At 56.9% G+C, this 20418-nt stretch carries 21 protein-coding genes; 14 read left to right on the top strand and 7 right to left on the bottom strand.

Annotated elements, in window-relative coordinates:
* Nucleotides 1–11 precede the first annotated feature (11 nt).
* Together BLV81_RS14275 and BLV81_RS14270 are read right to left on the bottom strand one after the other, a co-directional pair.
* The gene (locus BLV81_RS14275) at nt 12–773 is read right to left on the bottom strand and encodes a metallophosphoesterase (protein WP_092357353.1); all 762 of its coding nucleotides are present in this window, start codon (nt 771–773) and stop codon (nt 12–14) included.
* Nucleotides 774–1004: 231 nt separating this feature from the next.
* Nucleotides 1005–2243, bottom strand: a complete 1239-nt coding sequence (locus BLV81_RS14270) for an ammonium transporter (RefSeq protein ID WP_218134281.1) — start codon at nt 2241–2243, stop codon at nt 1005–1007.
* 475 nt (nt 2244–2718) lie between these two features.
* Between BLV81_RS14270 and BLV81_RS14265 the strand changes: the two genes are divergently transcribed.
* Entirely contained in the window at nt 2719–4902 is a 2184-nt protein-coding gene (locus BLV81_RS14265) for a phosphocholine-specific phospholipase C (protein ID WP_092357349.1), read from the top strand.
* A 173-nt stretch (nt 4903–5075) separates the two neighbouring features.
* On the opposite strand, the gene BLV81_RS14260 is transcribed toward BLV81_RS14265, so the two are convergent.
* Nucleotides 5076–6143 (bottom strand): aldose epimerase family protein, encoded by a 1068-nt coding sequence (locus BLV81_RS14260; RefSeq protein WP_092357347.1) that lies wholly within the window; start codon nt 6141–6143, stop codon nt 5076–5078.
* Nucleotides 6144–6167: 24 nt separating this feature from the next.
* Nucleotides 6168–7382, bottom strand: coding sequence for a XylR family transcriptional regulator (locus BLV81_RS14255; protein WP_092357345.1), 1215 nt, complete (start codon nt 7380–7382; stop codon nt 6168–6170).
* Nucleotides 7383–7652: 270 nt separating this feature from the next.
* Between BLV81_RS14255 and xylA the strand changes: the two genes are divergently transcribed.
* From xylA to BLV81_RS14220, 7 genes are all read left to right on the top strand, one after another.
* Nucleotides 7653–8969 (top strand): xylose isomerase, encoded by a 1317-nt coding sequence (gene xylA, locus BLV81_RS14250; RefSeq protein WP_092357343.1) that lies wholly within the window; start codon nt 7653–7655, stop codon nt 8967–8969.
* Between the two features lie 131 nt (nt 8970–9100).
* Nucleotides 9101–10081 carry a D-xylose ABC transporter substrate-binding protein gene (gene xylF / locus BLV81_RS14245; RefSeq protein ID WP_369823883.1) on the top strand — a complete coding sequence of 327 codons (981 nt, stop codon included), beginning with the start codon at nt 9101–9103 and terminating at the stop codon, nt 10079–10081.
* 89 nt (nt 10082–10170) lie between these two features.
* Nucleotides 10171–11757: a D-xylose ABC transporter ATP-binding protein gene (xylG, locus tag BLV81_RS14240; RefSeq protein ID WP_092357339.1), complete on the top strand. Its 1587-nt coding sequence runs from the start codon at nt 10171–10173 to the stop codon at nt 11755–11757.
* Complete coding sequence (locus tag BLV81_RS14235) at nt 11754–12932, top strand: sugar ABC transporter permease (protein WP_255365219.1); 1179 nt, start codon at nt 11754–11756, stop codon at nt 12930–12932. Before xylG ends, BLV81_RS14235 begins: the two co-directional genes overlap by 4 nt.
* 150 nt (nt 12933–13082) lie before the next feature.
* Nucleotides 13083–13391: a hypothetical protein gene (locus tag BLV81_RS14230; RefSeq protein WP_092357337.1), complete on the top strand. Its 309-nt coding sequence runs from the start codon at nt 13083–13085 to the stop codon at nt 13389–13391.
* Between the two features lie 71 nt (nt 13392–13462).
* Entirely contained in the window at nt 13463–13657 is a 195-nt protein-coding gene (locus tag BLV81_RS14225; RefSeq protein WP_092357335.1) for a hypothetical protein, read from the top strand.
* A 195-nt stretch (nt 13658–13852) separates the two neighbouring features.
* The gene (locus BLV81_RS14220) at nt 13853–14113 is read left to right on the top strand and encodes a hypothetical protein (RefSeq protein ID WP_218134280.1); all 261 of its coding nucleotides are present in this window, start codon (nt 13853–13855) and stop codon (nt 14111–14113) included.
* A 32-nt stretch (nt 14114–14145) separates the two neighbouring features.
* On the opposite strand, the gene BLV81_RS14215 is transcribed toward BLV81_RS14220, so the two are convergent.
* The gene (locus BLV81_RS14215; RefSeq protein WP_092357331.1) at nt 14146–14610 is read right to left on the bottom strand and encodes an RDD family protein; all 465 of its coding nucleotides are present in this window, start codon (nt 14608–14610) and stop codon (nt 14146–14148) included.
* A 187-nt stretch (nt 14611–14797) separates the two neighbouring features.
* On the opposite strand from BLV81_RS14215, the gene BLV81_RS14210 reads away from it, so the two are divergent.
* The 3 genes from BLV81_RS14210 (at nt 14798) to BLV81_RS14200 (ending at nt 15990) form a co-directional block, all read left to right on the top strand.
* Nucleotides 14798–15121: a hypothetical protein gene (locus BLV81_RS14210; RefSeq protein ID WP_092357329.1), complete on the top strand. Its 324-nt coding sequence runs from the start codon at nt 14798–14800 to the stop codon at nt 15119–15121.
* A gap of 63 nt (nt 15122–15184) precedes the next feature.
* Nucleotides 15185–15511: a PXPV repeat protein gene (locus BLV81_RS14205; RefSeq protein WP_092357327.1), complete on the top strand. Its 327-nt coding sequence runs from the start codon at nt 15185–15187 to the stop codon at nt 15509–15511.
* A 134-nt stretch (nt 15512–15645) separates the two neighbouring features.
* The gene (locus tag BLV81_RS14200; RefSeq protein WP_092357325.1) at nt 15646–15990 is read left to right on the top strand and encodes a hypothetical protein; all 345 of its coding nucleotides are present in this window, start codon (nt 15646–15648) and stop codon (nt 15988–15990) included.
* Between the two features lie 440 nt (nt 15991–16430).
* Here the strand turns inward: BLV81_RS14200 and BLV81_RS14195 are convergent, their stop codons facing one another.
* Nucleotides 16431–17381 (bottom strand): prohibitin family protein, encoded by a 951-nt coding sequence (locus BLV81_RS14195; RefSeq protein ID WP_092357323.1) that lies wholly within the window; start codon nt 17379–17381, stop codon nt 16431–16433.
* A gap of 179 nt (nt 17382–17560) precedes the next feature.
* On the opposite strand from BLV81_RS14195, the gene BLV81_RS14190 reads away from it, so the two are divergent.
* From BLV81_RS14190 to BLV81_RS24085, 3 genes are all read left to right on the top strand, one after another.
* The gene (locus BLV81_RS14190; RefSeq protein WP_092357321.1) at nt 17561–17776 is read left to right on the top strand and encodes a hypothetical protein; all 216 of its coding nucleotides are present in this window, start codon (nt 17561–17563) and stop codon (nt 17774–17776) included.
* Between the two features lie 14 nt (nt 17777–17790).
* On the top strand, nt 17791–18438 hold the full coding sequence (locus BLV81_RS14185) for a dihydrofolate reductase family protein (RefSeq protein ID WP_092357319.1): 648 nt from the start codon (nt 17791–17793) through the stop codon (nt 18436–18438).
* A gap of 559 nt (nt 18439–18997) precedes the next feature.
* The gene (locus BLV81_RS24085) at nt 18998–19345 is read left to right on the top strand and encodes a hypothetical protein (RefSeq protein WP_218134279.1); all 348 of its coding nucleotides are present in this window, start codon (nt 18998–19000) and stop codon (nt 19343–19345) included.
* Nucleotides 19346–19517: 172 nt separating this feature from the next.
* Here BLV81_RS24085 and BLV81_RS14175 read toward each other — a convergent pair whose 3' ends face one another.
* On the bottom strand, nt 19518–20369 hold the full coding sequence (locus BLV81_RS14175) for an IclR family transcriptional regulator domain-containing protein (RefSeq protein ID WP_092357317.1): 852 nt from the start codon (nt 20367–20369) through the stop codon (nt 19518–19520).
* Between the last annotated feature and the right edge of the window lie 49 nt (nt 20370–20418).

Here is a 20418-nt window from a genome sequence, read left to right as displayed (position 1 = left end):
TACATAGGGCCTCAAACGGTGAATGTCAGCAGCGGATCGAAGCTGGCATTTTCCGCGTTGCCGCCTCGCGCATAGCCACGAGGATTGCACAACACCCGGGTCGCGCCGATCCGGTAATCGGAGCTGTCATGCATATGTCCATGCAGCCAGAATGCGGGCTGCCATGCCAGGATGCGCTGTTCCAGCTCGGACACGAAACAGGCATTCAGCGCCGATCCGGCAAAGCGTTGATTTACGCTGCGGTGGTTGGGAGCATGATGACTGATCACCACGGTGGGGCCGTCATGGCGCTGTGCGAATTGCTGCTCCAGCCACGCCACCGTATCGTCGAACAGCAGTTGCGACAGGGCCGGCGTAAACGTCTCGGGAAAATCCGGCGACACCCGTATCCGTGAAAAATCCCTGACCAGTTCAGTTGCTTGTTTCAAGCCCAGGTCGCGTTGCTCGGCACTTTCAAAAAAACGAAAATCCGTCCACAAGGTACAGCCGATAAAGCGCACGCCATCGAGCAGCAACACCTGTTTCTGCAGGATATGCACCTGGCTGCCTTGCGCCGCGCTTCGCAGTTCGCGCATGGTGCTGACCAGGTCGTTCCCGTAAAATTCATGATTGCCCGGAACAAAAATCGTCGGCACAGCGAACTGCCGCGCCCACTGCATGGCTGCCGCCGGCCGCCAGATATCGCCGGCCAGCACCACAAGGTCGGCATCGGTTTGAGGCGGCGCCATCGGGTGCACCGACAAATGCAAATCCGAGAGCAATGAAATTTTCACGGCGTGACAATCGAGAGGAAGTTGACGGCGCAAATCAGGAGCTTATTCCTGATGACGATGCGTATGTGTTCGATGAACATTCTAAACCAGACTGTCGTAGAGTTTCAGCCGCCTGGCATTACGCCCTGTACAGTTTTTGGGAAAAAGAAGATGGCAGGGGGAATTCCCCCTTAAGCGCTGCCGGCATCCAGAGCTTTCCGGATGCCGAATTGAAGTTAGCGGGAGGGCATATTACGCGTGCAGGTAAGCGTCTTCGCCATGCAAATCTTCGTCCATGCGATCTTGCGTCTCTGCGCCGACCTTGACCGGGGTGAACAGATTGATCAGCCACAGCATGCCGTAGGTAAAGGCAAATGCCCAGATGCCGGACAAAATCACCGCGCCGCATTGGGCCAGGAAGAAAGAGCTATTTCCCAGCAACAGGCCGTCAGCGCCATTGGCATTCCATGCTTTCGAGGCAAACACGCCAAGCAAGATGGTGCCGGCCATGCCGCCGACGCCGTGGACACCCCAGACATCAAGCGCATCGTCCCAGCCCAGCCGGTTTTTAAGCGCGACGGCGTAGAAGCAAATCAGGCCGGCACAAATGCCGATGATTGCCGCTGTGCCGAGGGAGACATAACCGGCAGCAGGCGTGATAGTCGCCAGGCCGGCCACACCGCCGGTCAGCAGGCCGACGAATTTCGGTTTCTTGTGATAGAACCACTCGATGAACAGCCAGGTGATGGCGCCGAAAGATGCGGCGACGTCAGTATTGAGGAATGCAGAAGCGGTGACTGCGTCGACACGGAATTCGGAGCCGGCATTAAAACCATACCAGCCGAACCACAGCAAGCCGGAGCCCAGTGCAATCAATGGCACGTTATGCGGTTTGAGCTCCACCTTCTGGCGCCGGCCAACATACAGCACTGACGCCAGCGCGGCAAAGCCGGCCGTGTTATGCACCACTATCCCGCCGGCATAATCGAGCACGCCCCATTTGGCAAACAGGCCATCGGGACTCCACACCATGTGCACAAACGGGAAGTAAACAAAGACCAGCCAGCCGGTCAAAAACAGGAAATACGCCTTGAAGGTGACCCGGTTGGCAAAGGCGCCGGTAATCAGCGCCGGCGTGATGATGGCGAACATCATCTGATACGCCACGTGCACGATCAGCGGAATGCCGGCATCGTTGCCGGTGTACATGCTCTCCAGCGTGATGCCATGCAGGAAAGCATAGTAGGTCGGATCGCCGATGATGCCATGCCAGGACGGGCCGAAGCACATCGAGTAACCGAAGGCGAACCACAGCACGGTGGTCCATCCCAAAGAAATGAAACTCTGCATCATGATGGCCAGCACATTCTTGCGTCCGACCAGCCCGCCATAGAAGAATGCGAGTCCGGGAGTCATCAGCATCACCAGGCTGGAGCACAGCAGCATGAATGCGGTATTGCCGATATTGATCGGCATGATTGTAGGTGTCATGGATAACTTCTTTTAATTGTTTTAATGAAAATAAGAGAACGGCATGGGGGAGTTCCAGTATCGATACGCGCTAGTCGATCCGGGAGATATGCATGCTATAGGTAAGGAGGTCCTTATATAAGACGACAAAAGATCCGGTTATCCCGTATCTGAAGTATTGAATCTTGCGATGCTTGAAATTTTGTCACGAGCATTGAGATCCTCCTCAGCGCAGAGCGTCGGGCCGCGCATCCAAACCTCCCAGGTTTCAGTTATCCCAGCGTGACAAAACGGTCACGGAATCTTCATACCCCTGAAATATTTCACAGCAATACTTCGTCACATCAAAAAGATGCACGACGGCAACGTATGGCTGAAATCAAACCAAGTCCAAGGCAGCGGCAACGTCGTTTTCAGCCATTTCATCTTGTTCCGTCTTCCGAAGTAAATCCTCTCACCACGCGATGCTTACCCTCATAAGGAAAACAGGATCATCATGACCAGGAAAAACCGACGCCATTTCTTGCGCACCGCCGGCACCGCGCTCGCCGCCACAGCTTACTCAGTCACTGCAAACGCCGCCTTCCCGGAGGCAATCCGCAAAGCGCTGGCGATTCCCGCCAATAACAAGACCGGCACCATCCACGACGTCGAGCACGTAGTGATACTGATGCAGGAAAACCGCTCCTTCGATCATTATTTCGGTACGCTCAACGGCGTGCGCGGTTTTGGCGATCGTTTCCCGATTCCGCTGGCAGGCAAGCGCAATGTGATGCAGCAGACTTACACCGACAAGAATACCAAGCAGTCGCGCGTCATCCTGCCTTACCATCTCGACAGCAAGATCGGCAACGCCCAGCGCGTCCACGGCACCAGCCATTTTTACGACAATGCGCAGGACGCCTGGGACTTGGGGCGCATGAGCAACTGGCCGACCTACAAGCAGACGCAATCCATGGGGTATTACACCTCGGTCGAGCTGGATTTCCAGTTCGCGCTGGCGAATGCCTTCACGGTGTGCGACGCCTACCATTGCTCGTTCCACGGCGGCACCAATCCTAACCGGATATTCCACTGGACCGGCAGCAACGACCCTGACGGCAAACGTGGCGGCCCGGTCCTCGACAACAGCCAGGACCATCTGGAGCCATCTGCCAGCGCCAGCAGCTACAGCTGGAAAACCTATCCGGAACGTCTGCAAAAAGAAGGCGTGTCCTGGAAGGTCTACCAGAACATGCCGGACAATTTCACCGACAATCCGCTGGCCGGCTTCGTGGCCTATCGCCAGGCCAATGAGAAGCGCGGCAATGCTGTCGACGGCTCTCCTTTCCCGCCTTACCAGCCTAGCGACGACGCCGTCAATCCGCTCTTCAAAGGCGTCGGCAATACCATGCCGGATGGCGGTTTCCTGACAGCTCTGCGTGAAGATATCGGCGCCGGCACGTTGCCGCAGGTCTCATGGATCGTGGCGCCCGCAGATTACAGCGAACACCCGGGACCATCCAGTCCGGTGCAGGGCGCCTGGTACATCCAGGAAGTGTTGAATGCCTTGACCGCCAACCCTGAGGTGTGGAGCAAGACGGTGCTGCTGATCAATTTCGATGAGAACGACGGCTTTTTCGATCACGTGCCGCCGCCTTGCGCCCCGGCCTTTGATGGCGGCCAGCTGGCAGGCCATTCCAGCATCGTCACTGACGGTGAATATTTTTCAAAAGCGGCCTCTGCTATTTATGAAAAACACCCTTACGGTCCGGGTCCGCGTGTGCCGATGTATGTGGTGTCGCCATGGAGCCGCGGCGGCTGGGTCAACTCGCAAGTGTTCGACCACACCTCGATACTGCGTTTTCTTGAAGCCCGTTTCCACGTCAGGGAAGAGAACATCACGCCATATCGCCGCGCTGTCTGCGGCGACCTGATGTCAACCTTCAACTTCGTCAATCCGAATCATGAAGTGTTGCCGACGCTGCCGAAACGCACACGGGCGGAAGCCGATGCAGTACGCGCCCAGCAAGAGAAATTGCAGCAAGTTGCCTTGCCGGCTGAGGGCACGCAGGTGTTTCCAATGCAGGCCGCCGGTGTCCGGCCTTCGCGCGCATTGCCCTACGAGCTGCACGCCAGCGCCCGCGTCAATCTCAGGAACACTACAATCGGACTGAGCTTCCGCAACACCGGTCGCGCCGCCGCGGTATTCCATGTATATGATCGCCTGCACCTGGATCGCGTGCCACGCCGTTATGCGCTGGAAGCCGGCAGGGAATGGCAAGATAGCTGGGACCTGAATGCAGATCGCGGCGCCTACGATTTATGGGTGCTTGGGCCGAACGGTTTCCATCGTGCTTTCCAGGGCGATTTGGCGATGCTGTCGGTTGCGGATGCTGCCGAGCCGGAAGTACGGATCAGCTACGATATTTTCAGCAAGCGGATTCGCCTGACGATGGCAAATCGCGGAGAAACATCTTGCGATGTCGTCGTCAAGGCTAATGCTTACCGCAAGGCGGGGCCTTGGACTTTCCATGTGCCGGCGGGGATGCAGCTTGATCAGCATTGGCCGGTTGGGGCGCAGGGGAACTGGTATGACTTTACGGCTGCGGTGGCGCTGGGCGGATTCAGCCGGCGCTTTGCGGGGCGCATGGAGACTGGTGCGCATGGGGTGAGTGATCCGGCTATGGCTGCTACTTGAGGCAGCAATCAAATCAGCATTGTCATTGATGCGGCAAACTCTTGAATGCAGATGGATGTACTCCGTGGTCCGCTAAGCGGGGTCAGAGTGAAGTTTCGGCGGTAGGGCCTGCCGAAAGTTCACTCTGACCCCGGTTAGCTGCTAGTCCGGTTAGTTGTTGCGGCTTTGGTTTATTAACGTACTGATAGTTGGTAGCTTGTGGTTTGGCGGTAGACCCGGCCGGGGCGCAGGATGACGGCTTCGGCGTCGGGGCCGTTGATCTGGTTCGGATAGGCTTGGGCTTCCAGGCAGAAGCCGTCGTGTATCGCATAGGGTTGGGCGGCACGGCCGTGTATGCCGGCCAGAAAATTCCCGCTGTAGAACTGCAGGCCGTTCTCGGTGGTCGAGACTGATAACTGGCGGCCCGAGCCGGGATCATAGACTGTCGCCACTTCTCTCAATGCCGGCACTCTGCGGTTCTGGCCCGCCGCATCGATCTCCTGGCTTTGCGGATGCAGGCGGTAGCAGTGATCGAAGCCGCCTGCCAGTTTGAGCTGGGTATCGGGCCAGGCCAGGCGCGGGCCGATGGGGGCGGGCTGGCGGAAATCGAAAGCGCTGCCGGCAACATTGGCGATGCCGGTCGGGATCAGCTGGCGGTCGATTTGCAGATACTGGTCGGCGGCAATCGAGAGGATGTGATCGTAGATGTCGCTGCTGCCGCCGTTCAGGTTGAAATAACCGTGTGAGGTCAGGTTGAGCGGGGTCGGCGCATCGCTGGCGGCGCTGTAGTCTATGCTCAGGCGGCCGTCATCGTCGAGGCTGTACAAGACCGAGACCTGCACGTTGCCGGGAAAACCGCCGTCGCCATCCGGCGATTCCAGCGTCAGCCGTAATCCGTCGGGGCCCGGTGCGGCCCGCCATTGCGCCAGATGAAACCCGGCGTCGCCGCCATGCAGGTGATTCTCGCCATCGTTGCGGTCGACCAGAAACTCAGCGCCATCCACGGCAAAGCGGCCTTTAGCGATGCGGTTGCCCCAACGTCCGACCAGGCTGCCAAAGTACTGCGGGTTGTTCTGATAGCCGTCGCTGTCAGGATAGCCGAGCAGGACATCCGCCACCCGGCCATAGCGGTCAGGCGACCACCATGAGATCAAGGTAGCGCCGCGGTCGCTGATCAGGACGCGCATATCATGTGCATTGCGTAGCGTGTACAGAGTGGCGCCGTGTGCGGCGGATGTGCTGGAGATGGGGATCTGGGTCATCGTTGTCTGACGCTGTTTTGTTGGTTAATTAAGTGATGGCTGCGCTGCTTCATTTTGAATCAGCCGGTCCTGATATTCGCGCGGCGTGCAACCGAGCTCGCGTTTGAACACCGCGTGCATGTATTGGACAGAAGTGAAGCCGCAACCGACGGCGATCTCGGCGATGCTGCGTTGCTGGTGTTCCTTGTTCTGCAGCATGTCCTTCGCCACGTCCAGCTTGAAACGCAGGATCTCGTCATGCACGCTGCGCCCCAGTTCGCGGCGGAAGTACCATTCCAGCGAAGAGCGCGACACGCCGACATAATCAGCCACCTGTTCAGTCTTGATGCCCTGGCAGGCATATTGACGGATGAAATGCATCGCCTGCATCACATGCGGATGGCTCAGCGCTTCGTGGCGGCTCGACGCCAGCACGTTGATGCCGGCCGGCGGCACCAGGATGCGGGCGCCGGCGAGCCGCGCGCCATGCAGCATCTGATGCAGCAAATGGGCGGCGGTGCGGCCCATTTCACGCGTGCCCTGGATTACCGAGCTGAGCGGCACCCGGGTCAGGATGCGCGCCAATGGATCGTTGTCGATGCCGATCAGCGCCACTTGTTCCGGCACTGCAATGCCGGCGCACAGGCAAGCCTGCAACAACTGGCGCGCCCGTGCATCGCTGACGGCGATGATGCCGATCGGTTTGGGCAGGGTGCGCAGCCAGGCGATCTGTTGTTCCACCGTGGTGTCCCAGGACGGCGCGCTGGTGCCGACGCCGCGGTAGATTTCACCTTCCATGCCGTCGCGCTGCATCAGTTTTTCAAACGCCTTTTCGCGCTCCTGGGCCCAGCGGTTCACCTCGGCTTGCGGCAGGCTGAAACAGGCAAAGCGCTGCAGGCCGGCTTCGATCAGATGATCGTAGGCCAGCTTGACCAGCTTGAAATTATCGGTCGCGACGTAGGGTGTGTCCTGCGGGTAGCCGCTGTCATCGGCATACGAGCCGCCCACCGCCACCACCGGCAGGCTGACCCGCGACAACGCTGCGCAAGCCGCCGGATCGTCGAAATCGGCGATGATGCCGTGGCCCTGCCAGCGCTCGATACCTTGCAGGCGGCAGCGGAAATCTTCCTCCAGGAACAAATCCCAGGAGGCGCGCGTGCTGCTCAGGTATTCGCCGATGCCGGCGATGATGTCGCGGTCGAAAATCTTGTTGCCGTTGAACAGAAGGGCGATGCGATGCACGGTGGGTATTTTTGTCATCCAGCAGTCTCCTGAGCGCCGCGCAGCGCGCCGGGGCGTCATTTGTCAATCTGTCACTAATCAATTGATCGCTAGCGCGGACCGGTTGCGGTCCGTTCGCCACGATTGTAGCGAACCGGAGCGCCAGCGTCAGGCCAAATATCGTTTTGTGCACTTGCAATAGAAAGAATCGCTAGTGCGCCTGGCGGATTTCGTAATTGTGGAGCGCCGCTCGCCATTGCTAGTATGGCCCACACCAAGACCGCGCCATCACCAGACAGGAGAGCAGCAATGAGTTATTTCCCTTCCGTTACACCGATCCGCTTCGAGGGCAAGCAGGCGCAATCGCCGCTGGCTTTCCGTCATTACGACGCTGACAAGCTGGTGCTGGGCAAGCCCATGCGTGAACACCTGCGCATGGCGGCATGCTACTGGCATAGTTTCGTCTGGCCCGGCTCCGATGTGTTCGGCGCAGGCACCTTCCGCCGCCCGTGGCAGGAAGGCGGCGACGCCATGGAGCTGGCGCACAAGAAGGCCGACGCCGCTTTCGAATTCTTCGGCAAGCTGGGGGTCGACTATTACACCTTCCACGACACCGATGTGGCGCCGGAAGGGGCCAGCCTGGCCGAGTACCGCAACAACTTCGCACAGATGCTGGACGTATTGGAACGCAAACAAGAGCAAACCGGCGTGCGCCTGCTGTGGGGTACCGCCAATTGCTTCAGCAATCCGCGTTTTGCCTCCGGCGCCGCCAGCAATCCCAATCCTGAGTTGTTCGCCTATGCAGCCGCGCAGGTCTGCACCGCCATGAATGCCACCCGGCGCCTGGGCGGCGCCAACTATGTATTGTGGGGCGGCCGCGAAGGTTATGAAACCCTGCTCAATACCGATCTCAAGCGCGAACGCGAACAACTGGGCCGCTTCATGCGCCTGGTGGTGGAACACAAACACAAGATCGGCTTCAAGGGCGCGCTGCTGATCGAACCGAAACCGCAGGAGCCGACCAAACATCAATACGATTACGACAGCGCCACTGTCCACGGATTTCTCAAGCAATACGGGCTCGAGCAAGAGATCAAGGTGAATATAGAAGCCAACCACGCGACCCTGGCCGGGCATAGTTTTCACCATGAGATTGCTACCGCTGCCGCGCTCGGCATCCTGGGCAGCATCGACGCCAATCGCGGCGATCCGCAAAATGGCTGGGATACCGACCAGTTTCCCAACAGCGTCGAGGAAATGACGCTGGCTAGCTACGAAATCCTGAAAGCCGGCGGTTTCACCACCGGCGGCTACAACTTCGATTCCAAGGTAAGGCGCCAGAGCCTGGATGAAGTCGATCTGTTCCATGGCCACGTCGGCGCCATGGATGTACTGGCGCTGTCGCTGGAACGCGCCGCGGGCATGATCGAAAACGATGTGCTGGCGAGTTTCAAGGCTGAACGCTATGCCGGATGGGATGGCGTTTTTGGGCAGGATGTATTGGCCGGCAAGCTTAGCCTGAGCGACATCGCCGAACATGCTTTTGCCAAACAGCTGAATCCGCAGGCTGTCAGCGGCCGCCAGGAAATGCTGGAAAACCTGGTCAACCGCGCCATCTACGGTTGATGCAGGGAGTTGTCGCAGTCGAGCTGAATAAGGTGAAATTAATACGGTGTGAATCACATGCAGTTAAATCAAAACCAATCACAGGAGACGCAGCAATGAACAAGATCATGAGAAAGAGCATATTGGCAGCGATGTCGGTAGCTGTATTTGCATTGGGCAGCACAGCGGCGATGGCCGATTCCAAGAATCCCAAGATCGGCTTTTCGATTGACGATCTGCGGGTAGAGCGCTGGGCCAGGGACCGCGATTTTTTTGTTGCCGCGGCCGATAAGCTGGGCGCCAAGGTATTTGTGCAATCGGCCGATGCCAGCGAACAGCGGCAGATCGCCCAGATCGAGAACCTGATTTCACGCGGGGTCGACGTGATCGTGATCGTGCCGTTCAACGCCACCGTGCTGAGCAACACCATCAAGGAAGCCAAGAAAGCCGGCATCAAAGTGGTCTCTTACGACCGCCTGATCCTGAATGCCGATATCGATGCCTATATTTCATTCGACAATGAAAAGGTCGGCGAGATGCAAGCCGAAGGCGTGCTCAAGGCCCAGCCTAAGGGTAATTACTATCTGCTGGGCGGGTCACCTACCGACAACAACGCCAAGATGCTGCGCGAAGGGCAGCTGAAAGTACTGAAGCCAGCTATTGACAGCGGCGACATCAAGATCGTCGGCCAGCAATGGGTCAAGGACTGGAGTGCTACCGAGGCCTTGTCCATCGTCGAAAATGCGTTGACCGCCAACAATAACAAGATCGACGCCATCGTCGCCTCCAACGATGGCACCGCCGGCGGTGCGATCCAGGCGCTGGCGTCGCAAAAGATGGCAGGCAAGGTGCCTGTCTCGGGGCAGGATGCCGACCTGGCTGCGGTCAAGCGCGTAATCGCCGGCACCCAGTCCATGACGGTCTACAAACCGCTCAAGCTGATTGCATCCGAGGCGGCCAAGCTGTCGGTGCAGCTCGCGCGCAATGAAAAACCAAGCTACAACGCGCAGTATGAAAACGGCGTCAAGAAGGTCGACACCATATTGCTCAAACCGACGCCGCTGACCAGCGCCAACGTCAACATCCTGGTCGCCGACGGCTTCTATACCTCGGCCCAGATCGGCAGCAAATAAGTCCGGCCGCATGAACTGAAACGGCTAGCCGGCGGCACGGACCCGTCCGCCGGCTAGCCGTTGTCCATTCAACTACTGCGAGGGCGAACATGTCCGACTATTTGCTGGAAATGCAGGGCATCGTCAAGGAATTCGGCGCTGTCCGTGCACTCGACGGCATAGATATCAAGCTCAGGGCCGGCGAGTGCCTCGGCCTGTGCGGCGAGAACGGCGCCGGTAAATCGACCCTGATGAAGGTGCTGTCAGGCGTTCATCCGCGCGGCAGCTGGCAGGGTGAAATCCTGTGGCAAGGTCAGCCGCTGAAGTCGCAATCCATGCGCGACACCGAAGCCGCCGGCATCATCATCATCCACCAGGAGTTGATGCTGGTGCAGGAATTGTCGGTGGCTGAAAATATTTTCATGGGACATGAGCTGACGCTGCCGGGCGGGCGCATGAACTATCCTGCGATGTACCGGCGCGCGGCCGAACTCATGCGCGAACTGAAAATGCCAGACATGAATGTCGCGCTGCCGGTGATGAACTACGGCGGCGGCCATCAGCAGCTGGTGGAAATTGCCAAGGCGCTCAACAAACAAGCCAGGCTGCTGATTCTGGACGAGCCGTCGTCGTCGCTGACGGCGTCCGAGATCGCGGTATTGCTGGATATTATTCGCGACCTGAAAGCCAGGGGCGTGGCCTGCGTATACATCTCGCACAAGCTGGATGAGGTGGCGGCCGTGTGCGACACCGTGGCCGTCATCCGCGACGGCAAACACATCGCCACCACGCCTATGCGGGATATGAATGTCGACCAGATCATCACGCAAATGGTGGGGCGCGAAATCAGCGCCATGTATCCGGATCAGGAACACGAGATCGGCGAGGTGATGTTTGAAGCGCGCCATGTCACTTGCCATGATGCCGATAATCCGCAGCGCAAGCGGGTCGACGATATTTCCTTTGCATTGCGACGCGGAGAAATCCTCGGCATCGCCGGCCTGGTCGGTGCCGGCCGCACCGAACTGGTGTCGGCCTTGTTTGGCGCCTATCCCGGGCGCAGCCAGGCGGAAGTCTGGCTGGAGGGCGTCAAGGTCGATACCGGCACGCCGCTGAAAGCGATCCGGCTCGGATTGTGCATGGTGCCGGAAGACCGCAAGCAGCACGGCATCGTGCCGGATCTTGACGTCGGCCAGAACATCACCTTGACCGTACTCGAGGATTTTTCACGACTTACCCGCATCGACGCCGAGGCCGAGCTGAAAACCGTGCAAACCGAAATTCACCGCCTCCAGCTCAAGACTTCCAGTCCGTTTTTACCCATCACCTCTCTCTCGGGCGGCAACCAGCAAAAGGCGGTGCTGGCGAAAATGCTGCTGGCGCGGCCCAAGGTCTTGATCCTGGACGAGCCGACCCGCGGCGTCGATGTCGGCGCCAAGGCAGAGATATACCGGTTGATGGCGGATCTGGCGCGGCAGGGCGTGGCGATCATCATGGTGTCCTCCGAGCTGGCGGAAGTGCTGGGCGTCTCCGACCGCGTGCTGGTGATCGGCGAAGGCAAGCTGCGCGGCAATTTCATCAATCGCGGCCTTACCCAGGAAACCGTGCTGGCGGCCGCCATCGATCAGACCTCGCAATATCTGGCTTCACAGCAGATTGCCAACGCGGCAGCTGCAACCATCGGGGAGTTAATATGAGTTCGAACATGAATTCGACCATGCGCTCGATCAACGCGAGTTCGATCAATATCAAGCAGCTGTTCCGGCAATACAAGATCATGGCTTTGCTGATTGCGATTGCCATCATCTGGGCATTCTTCAGCTGGAAAACCGAAGGCGGGTTCGTCACCCCGCGCAACCTCTCCAATCTGCTGCGCCAAATGTCGGTCACCGGCATCCTGGCCTGCGGCATGGTGCTGGTGATTATCGGCGGCGAAATCGATCTCTCGGTCGGCTCCATGCTGGGCTTGCTGGGCGGCGTCGCCGCGGTGCTGAACGTCGCCCATCACTTGCCGCTGCCGCTCAACCTGTGCCTGGTATTGCTGCTGGGCCTGGCGCTAGGCTTGTTCAACGGCTACCTGACGGCGTACATGCGGATTCCTTCATTCATCGTCGGCCTCGGCGGCATGCTGGCGTTTCGCGGGATTCTGCTGGGCGTCACCGGCGGCCTGACGATTGCCCCGGTCTCCAGCGATCTGGTGTATCTGGGCCAAGGCTATCTGCCGCCGCAGCTCGGCATCGTACTAGGTTGTGGTTTGTTCGGACTGGCGCTGGCGCTGACCTGGCGCCACCGCCGCAACCGCCTGTTGCATGCGCTGCCGGCGCCGCCGTTGTGGCGCGATGCGCTGCGTGTGCTGCTGATCGGCTTGATCTTGCTGGCATTCGTATCCACTCTCAACACTTACGATGGCATTCCGGTGCCGGTGTTGCTGCTGCTGGCTTTGCTGGGTTTGTTCAGCTACATCACCACGCAGACCGTCTTCGGCCGCCGGATCTACTCGGTCGGCAGCAATATGGAGGCAACCCGCTTATCCGGCGTCAATGTGCAGGCGGTGAAACTGTGGATCTTCGGCATCATGGGCGTGATGTGTGCACTGGCAGGCCTGGTCAATACCGCGCGCCTGGCGGCAGGTTCGCCGTCCGCCGGCAACATGGGCGAGCTGGATGCAATTGCGGCGTGCTTCATCGGCGGCACCTCCATGCGCGGCGGCTCTGGCACGGTCTATGGCGCGCTGATCGGGGCATTGGTGATGGCCAGCCTGGACAACGGCATGTCGATGCTGGATGTCGATACTTATTGGCAAATGATCGTCAAGGGCAGCATCCTGATGCTGGCGGTGTGGGTTGATGTCAGTACCCGTTCCGGCCGCTAGAATCCCGTTTCGATTTGATCGTACGCGGCACAGAATTTTCCGAATTGTAATCGTTTGTAAGCGCGGTCAACAGCAGCTGCAGGGCGGTCGTTTATTGCTCAAGCCCTCGGGATTTTCCTGAGGTAACCAAGATATTTTAAAGGTGCACAAATGAACAAATTAATCGCTACCCTGATCGCCGGCCTGTTCGCTACTTCCGTTTTCGCACAAGCTTCCGCTCCAGCTGCACCGGCAGCGCCAGCAGCAGCAACCAGCACTCAAGCTGCCAAGGCAGATGTGAAAGCAGGCAAGGTTGAAACTAAAGCCGCTGCGAGTACTGAAGCCAAAGCAGCAACTACCGAAACCAAGGCGAAGACTAAAACCACGAAGGCGAAGGTTCATCACACAGCGGCAAAAACCAAGGCGGAAGTGCAACCAGCTGCAGCCAAGGCAGATGTCAAGGAAGCCGCGCCTAAGTAATCAGGGTGTTGCGCATCGCGGGAGACAGGGCAACCTGTCTCTTTTATTTTTCAAGCGTTAAGGAGTAATTCATGGGTATTCTGGAAGAAGTAATTGGTGCGGTTGTTGCGGTTGAAGGCGTTAAGAAACTGGATCCGAATGCATCCATCTTGACCGAGGGTATAGCGGCGATTGCCGGCTACAAGGGTGTGGAAGCGATCACCGAGCATCTGGAAAACAAGGAAGACGATAGCAAAGAGGGCGATAATCCTCAACAACCCGCTTGAGGTCTTAAGCAAGTCAAAATAAGAGGAATCTTCTCGATCGGAGAAGATTCCTTTTTTTTTATTTTGGATTTTCCCGCTGCATGGCTTCACTTCCATCACTATTCTCCGTGATGAAGTTAAAAGACAAATCGTCGAAAATATGTCACTGTAAGAGCCAATGGCGGTTTGGTATCGGGACGTGGTGCCGGCCTCGCGATGCTGCCGAAAAAAACAGGGACAATTCGATTCGAAGCAGGGGAAAAGATGAAAATGACTTACTGGATTGCCGAAAATATAGAGGGCGACAAGACCGATGCAATCATTGCCAGAACCAAGCATGATTGCGAACAGAAAGTCTTGGCTTATGCCAGCCCTTCAGAGTACCGCCAGCCTGTAAAGAAATCCTTCCTCTACGGCGATGCATTCGACTTGTTCGAGATGGCAACTGCCAAGGATGGCGGGCGGGGAATGGGGTAGAGCGGTTCGCCGGAAGTTCAACGGCATGAATGTCAACCTTCAAATCTGACCGGTTCCGCGCCTCTTTTTTTCCGTCGCACCACAACGGTCCCGGCAAGTTTGTCGTGCCACCCTTGCTTGCGTTTATCGATTCCCACCCAGATAAGTCCAAGGCAAAAGGGAATTGTGGAAACGAAGTAGCCTGCATAGCGGATCAAATCCTGCCGGAGGCTTGGCTTCCCGCCTGTCTTTGCATCGACGATGGTGGCGCCTATCGCCATCTTCCCCGGCGTCGCTTGTCTTGCGATCCAAAACAGGATGACAACGATCGCCGGCAATACGTAAGAAATCAGGATATTCGCTGGTCCGCTAAGCGTTACGCCGGATGCCAGTTTTTCACTTCCATAAATGGCGAACAAGATCGGGAAAATCACGATCAACATCAAGACAGTGTCAATCAAGCTGGCCCAGACTCTTAGCCAAAATCCGACATATTCAAATTCGGTCGATTCATTCATTTTTTATCCTACCTCTATTCTGTATACGCCGGAATTCACTGGATGCGCTTTTCTTGATAGTTAACTAATGCGCCTGCCCAATTGTAATGGAATGTAAGGGTGGTCAACAGCTTCCTTGCACCACGCGTTTATAGCACAAGGCCTCAGGAATCTCTTGAGGAAATCCAGATAACGTAAAGGTGCAAAAATGAATAAATTACTCGCTACTCTGATCGCCGGCTTGTTCGCTACTTCTGTTTTTGCTGCTCCAGCTGTACCGGCCGTTCCAGCCGCGGCTGCAGCCGCAGTAACCGCACCGGCGGCAAAGGCTGACGCAAAGGAAACGAAAGTTGACGCCAAAGCCGATGCGAAAGAACAGAAAACCGACGCTACTGCCAATGCAAAAGTAGCAGATGCCAAAGCCGATGCCACGGCAACCAAGGCGAAGGCTCACCACACAGCTGTAAAGACCAAGGCCAAAGCAAGCTCTACAGAAGCCAAGGCAGATGCGAAAGAAGCCGCACCAAAGTAATCAATTCGATGTGAATTCATAGAGGCAGGCTAGTCCTGCCTCTTCCGTTTTAGGAGATTCGAAATGAAAAGAATTCTAGCCCTGTCTGCAGGATTGATCGCAGGCGCCGCTCTGATGGGTGCAGCAGCACCCGCCCTGGCGCAGGTTGATGTCGGCGTTAATGTTCGGCTGCCAGGTGTGTATGTGGCGCCGGCGCCAGTCTATGTTCAACCGCGCCCTGTTTATGTCGAGCCGCGCCCGGTGTACATAGAACCGGAACGCGAAGGGGAATGGCATGAGCGTCGTATGCGGGCCCGCGAATGGCGCGAAAACGAAGCACGCCGCGGCCATCGCGATCATGACGACCATCGCGACCACGATCATGGCGAGCGCCGTGGTCACGACGATTAACTGCGCGCATTGTGCGGTTACAGCCGGTTACGACAAAAACATTTTGTATCGTCGACGCGGCGATGCGAGCCGGCGTTAATCAGGGGCGGCACCAGCCAATTCGGCATTCGGAACCACAAAAAAGGGGATACATCATGTTCAAGCTCAATCGCTCAGGAAAAGCAGTCATTCTCACCGCATTGGTCGCTGTCTTTGCCAGCGCTGCCGGCAGCGCCATGGCTGACACGACATGGCAAAAGAATCATCCACGCCGTGAACAAGTCAACAATCGTCTGAATAACCAGAACAAGCGTATTCACAATGAAGTCAAAGAAGGTGAAATAAGCAAGGCTCAAGCCAGGACCTTGCACAAAGATGATCATGCAATCCGCCAGGAAGAGCGTGATATGGCCAAACAAAACGGTGGCCACATCACCAAATCGGAACAGGCGGTATTGAATCAGCAGGAAAATGGCGTCAGCAGGCAAATCGGCAAGTAGCTACAGCTGAGCAGCAATTGAACCACCGCGGCGGATAGAACCTGGTCGCCGTTCTATCCGCCGCCAATGCCAATGCCGGGTTGATGTGTTTTTACAACAGCAGGCAGCGGGCTTTGGCTGCTTTGCGTTTGTCATCCTCATGTCACATGGCTTGTGGAAAATTCGAACCAGCAGGGATTCAGTAATGAATAAAGCGATCGAATCGCGATTTTTTATGACAAGAGTGCTGACATGAGAACGTTTTTACATTTATATCGTTATTACCGGAAAGGTGGTTACCGCGTATTTCCGGCAGTAAAAAGAGCCAATCACGCGTGGAACCACGGATTTTAAAATCCGTTTTGTTCTGTTGCGCGCACTGTGCGGCATTCGGGAATCGTCGCATTGAGATAACCCGGATGCCGGATGATATGCTGTCTTAATTGCGGCAGCAGTTTTTCTTACTTTCCGAGCCCGATCATCGTTGAGGTGTTGGCGCCGGTGGTGGTAGTCGGAAGTTTGCCGTCCCATTTCTCAATCCAGCGTGACTGGTTCTTGATCTGAGCGGCCTCCGACCCATAGCGTTTCATCGCCTCGCCCACAACTTCCAATGAGCGTGCATCCCCTTCGGCCTCGGCAATTTTTGCATCAGCCTTGCCTTTGGCAATGGCGACCGCATTGGCGGCGTCAGCCTGATTCTTGCGTAGCAAAGCCTCCGACTGCAACGCCTCTTGCGTAGCTTGAATCTTGGCATTGATGGCATTCTGGATATTGGCCGGCAGCCTGAGTTCATTGATGAATCCGAATTGTTCCACCAGCACGCCGTAAGGTCCTAGCTCGTGGTTGATCTCGCCGCGCACTTGCTCGGCCAGCTTGATCTTGCCGCCGGATAGCAGGCCCTCGGCGTCATACGCTGAGCCGAAGGCGTTCAATGAGTTTCGTATGGCGTTGCGAATGATCTGCGATGTGATTTCTTCATAGCCGCGTTTGTATTTTTGGTATAGGGCCGGCGCTTTGCTGGGGTCGATGCCGTAAGAGATGCTGACGTCCGCGTTGATCACAACACCGGAAGCCACCTGGAAATTCACGGATTCGTTTTCAGCGCGTCCCTCCGTCAGTGATTTTGTCCAGGCGTAGGTTTGCGTGAAAGTCGGGAAATCCACCACGGTAGTGCCGAGGCCGATCACGTGCCAGCCGCTGGTCAGCGGCGTGGGTTCTACGCGGCCATCAACCCGGTTGAATTCAACCCCGACATGATTGGCTGGAACCGACGCGATAAAAGTATGAGACAGCATACTAAGCACAACTACACCGCCCACTACGATGGCAGCGAGTTTGCCGAATGAGGTACCTTGCATCTTGTTATATCCCTGCGCCTGTGCCCGGCGTGCGGTGGATTCAGACGAATCCATCCGAGGATTGTAAGCGAAAGATGCTGTATGGAAAGTGTTGTTATTAGAGATTGGATTCGACTGGCTGGCAGTTGCCTGGCGCGTCTGGATAACTAATTAACTCATCAGGAATACGTTTGAGACTGGTCAGAGACAGTGTTAGGATAGTCATCTAGCTGACCCTGTCTGGAGCAATCGCCATGGATAGTCCCGAGCTGAAAATCACCGAAGCCAGCCGTTTGCACGATCTCGCAAAAAATAAATATCTCACCGAAATATCCCGAGAGCAACGGGATCCTGCGGTGATCGAAAAATTGAGATTTGAAATGGATGCTGCGCTCAAGAACTATGTCGATTCGACCAATGAGGTTGATTTGGATCAGCCCGGCATGCCTCGGACCACCGGCGCCGGCTGAAAGAATCCGCAGCCATGTCCAAACTCCGGGTTCACGCCTTCTCCATATCCCTCGACGGCTATGGCGCCGGCCCCGACCAGAATCTCGACAATCCGCTCGGTGTCGGCGGCGTAGCGTTGCACGAATGGGCCTTCGCCACCCGAACGTTTCAACAGATGTTTGGAAATGAGGGCGGCACGACTGGCGTAGATGACAGCTTTGTAGCGCGCGGGTTCGACAACATTGGTGCGTGGATCATAGGGCGCAATATGTTCGGACCTGTCAGAGGCGCGTGGCCCGACGATACGTGGAAGGGATGGTGGGGCGACAATCCGCCGTACCACACGCAGGTCTTTGTGCTGACCAACCACGCTCGGCCATCGATCGCGATGGATGGCGGCACCGTATTCCACTTCGTTACCGACGATATCCGCGCTGTACTTCAGCGCGCCACCGATGCTGCCGGCGGCCAGGATGTCCGGCTCGGCGGCGGCGTCGCCACGGTTCGGCAATACCTTCGTGCAGGACTCATCGACCAATTGCACCTCGCCATCGCCCCGGTCCTTCTCGGCTGCGGGGAGCACCTTCTCACCGGCATCGACTTGCCAAAACTCGGTTATCGATGCACCGAATATGTTCCGACACCGCATGCGGCCCACGTCGTCCTGACCAAGACTCGATGACGCACGGGACGTAAATGAATAGAGGCGGACCTTGTGGCCCAAAGCGTTTTTTTTTGAATTTTTTGAAATTGACATCCACCCGCAGCTGAACCAGTCCACTCTAGATCCTCGCCTGCCAGTTAATATGCCTCGAAACCTTGAAACGCTGCTTTCAGTTTGAGTCATTTCATTCTTCTCACCCATTATTCTTGCCCAGCCGCATAGCGAATTCCATCCGGCAACCTCCCAAGAGACGATGCATTTAATAAAACCTCCACGTAGCATCTTCTTCAATAACAAATCAAGGGCATCGCAAAGGAAGAGGGGCGCTTCGGCATGCGCGCCAACAGCGTCTCAATCTTGGCTTTTTGCTATGCAATCCGATCAAGTAGTGTGTTAGATTTAAGGCAATTGTTGAAATGTACGGATTGACGATACTTCTTCTAGTTGCCGCTGTGGAATTCGAGTGAAGGTCGCCTGTTAATCCAGTCCGGTAGACGGTGCATTTGAGTTGGCGGCGAAATCGGCGACAGACCGAGATGAAGACTAATTCTTGTTGTTTTAGGATTCAGGGGAAACGATGCTTTTAAAACATTCTGAGAGTCAGTCCGCACTGTCGGCCGTAACAGAGACAGTTGGGAAAGAGCCTCCCATTACTGCTGAAAGCACTCTCGCCCGCTCTCTCTTTTACCGTCTCAAGCGTGATGTTCTGGAGCTCGTCGCCAACATGAATCATGGTGTCAGCCACAACGATTGTGCAATCATCAAGCGGCAAACCATGTTCGTGCAGTCACAGCTATTGCATAGCCTGTACAGCGATCCGTCCTTGCCCTCTGATCTCAAAATTCTCCTGATGGACTACCACGCGAAAAGTATTCGCGCGACAGTGGGCGACCGGCGTGGCGAGAATTTGCGGGATAAGCCTTAACAAGTACAAACGACGCGCCCAGCTGTTGCTGAGGCGCCGGTTTACTGCGCAAATCCATACTCGTGGCGCGTACTAAGCAGACGGGCAATAACACTCCGCCCTCTCTTGGGTACATAGGGAGAGATTGTCTTTTTCTGACTTGCCTGGGTATCGTTACAGTTTGCGTTGCCGCTCAAGGCAGCAGGACGGACAACTCTTGGGCGCTGCGCAACAGTACCGGCAGGAAATCTTGCTCCAATTGACTGACGCTGACACGCGCTGCCTGCGCGCCCACGTTCAACGCCGCCAGGACGGTGCCCGATGCACCGCGCACCGGCACCGCTATGGAGCGCAAGCCTAGTTCCAGTTCTTCATCGTTGATCGCGTAACCCGCCTGACGCACGTCAGCCAGGATCGCACGCAGCCGCTTGACGCTGGTTACCGTGTTCTCGGTCATCGGCCGCAGTTTGGTGCGGGCCAGGTACTGGTCAAGCTGGGCTGGAGGCGTGTGCGCCAGCATTACGCGTCCCAGCGAAGTGCAATAGGCGGGCAGGCGGCTGCCGGTGTTCAGCGCAACCGACATCACGCGTGAGGTGGCGGCGCGGGCTACGTACAGTACTTCGTCATCGTCCATCACAGCCAGCGAGCTCGATTCATTCAGCGTGCGACTGATATTGTTCAAATAAGGTTGGGCCGATACCGTCAGCGGCGTCGACGATAAATAGGAGTAGCCTAAAGTCAGCACCTTGGGCCGCAGCGAAAAATTGTTCAGCTCGGCGTCCACATAACCCAACTCGCGCAGTGTATGCAGGCAGCGCCGCACGGCTGCACGCGGGATGCCGGTTTTCTGGCTGATGTTGGCGATGGTTTGCGGTTTACGCGAATCGCTGAAGGCCTGCACTACGGCGAGGCCGCGTGCCAGCGACGTCATGAAGCTGGGGTCGGCCAGCGCGTCGATCTGTTCGGCGATGCTGGGTGCGCGCTCTTCCGTGTGTTCCTCCGCCGTCTCGGCGGCAGGACTGGCTTTGGTGGTGGTCTTGGGCATGGCGTGATTTTAATGCAGGAGTTGGGTTCGACAGCTGTTTTTTCTTGAC

The sequence above is a fragment of the Collimonas sp. OK242 genome (assembly GCF_900107095.1).
Classification (GTDB): Bacteria; Pseudomonadota; Gammaproteobacteria; order Burkholderiales; family Burkholderiaceae_D; genus Collimonas.
The sequence above is the reverse complement of the archived record's forward strand: the minus strand, read 5'-3'. Positions and strand labels throughout refer to the sequence as shown.

Coding starts and splice junctions, on each gene's coding strand:
- BLV81_RS14270 (WP_218134281.1), bottom strand. CDS start 2,243: ATGACACCTACAATCATGCCGATCAATATCGGCAATACCGCATTCATG.
- BLV81_RS14265 (WP_092357349.1), top strand. CDS start 2,719: ATGACCAGGAAAAACCGACGCCATTTCTTGCGCACCGCCGGCACCGCG.
- BLV81_RS14260 (WP_092357347.1), bottom strand. CDS start 6,143: ATGACCCAGATCCCCATCTCCAGCACATCCGCCGCACACGGCGCCACT.
- BLV81_RS14255 (WP_092357345.1), bottom strand. CDS start 7,382: ATGACAAAAATACCCACCGTGCATCGCATCGCCCTTCTGTTCAACGGC.
- xylA (WP_092357343.1), top strand. CDS start 7,653: ATGAGTTATTTCCCTTCCGTTACACCGATCCGCTTCGAGGGCAAGCAG.
- xylF (WP_369823883.1), top strand. CDS start 9,101: ATGTCGGTAGCTGTATTTGCATTGGGCAGCACAGCGGCGATGGCCGAT.
- xylG (WP_092357339.1), top strand. CDS start 10,171: ATGTCCGACTATTTGCTGGAAATGCAGGGCATCGTCAAGGAATTCGGC.
- BLV81_RS14235 (WP_255365219.1), top strand. CDS start 11,754: ATGAGTTCGAACATGAATTCGACCATGCGCTCGATCAACGCGAGTTCG.
- BLV81_RS14230 (WP_092357337.1), top strand. CDS start 13,083: ATGAACAAATTAATCGCTACCCTGATCGCCGGCCTGTTCGCTACTTCC.
- BLV81_RS14225 (WP_092357335.1), top strand. CDS start 13,463: ATGGGTATTCTGGAAGAAGTAATTGGTGCGGTTGTTGCGGTTGAAGGC.
- BLV81_RS14220 (WP_218134280.1), top strand. CDS start 13,853: ATGCTGCCGAAAAAAACAGGGACAATTCGATTCGAAGCAGGGGAAAAG.
- BLV81_RS14215 (WP_092357331.1), bottom strand. CDS start 14,610: ATGAATGAATCGACCGAATTTGAATATGTCGGATTTTGGCTAAGAGTC.
- BLV81_RS14210 (WP_092357329.1), top strand. CDS start 14,798: ATGAATAAATTACTCGCTACTCTGATCGCCGGCTTGTTCGCTACTTCT.
- BLV81_RS14205 (WP_092357327.1), top strand. CDS start 15,185: ATGAAAAGAATTCTAGCCCTGTCTGCAGGATTGATCGCAGGCGCCGCT.
- BLV81_RS14200 (WP_092357325.1), top strand. CDS start 15,646: ATGTTCAAGCTCAATCGCTCAGGAAAAGCAGTCATTCTCACCGCATTG.
- BLV81_RS14195 (WP_092357323.1), bottom strand. CDS start 17,381: ATGGATTCGTCTGAATCCACCGCACGCCGGGCACAGGCGCAGGGATAT.
- BLV81_RS14190 (WP_092357321.1), top strand. CDS start 17,561: ATGGATAGTCCCGAGCTGAAAATCACCGAAGCCAGCCGTTTGCACGAT.
- BLV81_RS14185 (WP_092357319.1), top strand. CDS start 17,791: ATGTCCAAACTCCGGGTTCACGCCTTCTCCATATCCCTCGACGGCTAT.
- BLV81_RS24085 (WP_218134279.1), top strand. CDS start 18,998: ATGCTTTTAAAACATTCTGAGAGTCAGTCCGCACTGTCGGCCGTAACA.
- BLV81_RS14175 (WP_092357317.1), bottom strand. CDS start 20,369: ATGCCCAAGACCACCACCAAAGCCAGTCCTGCCGCCGAGACGGCGGAG.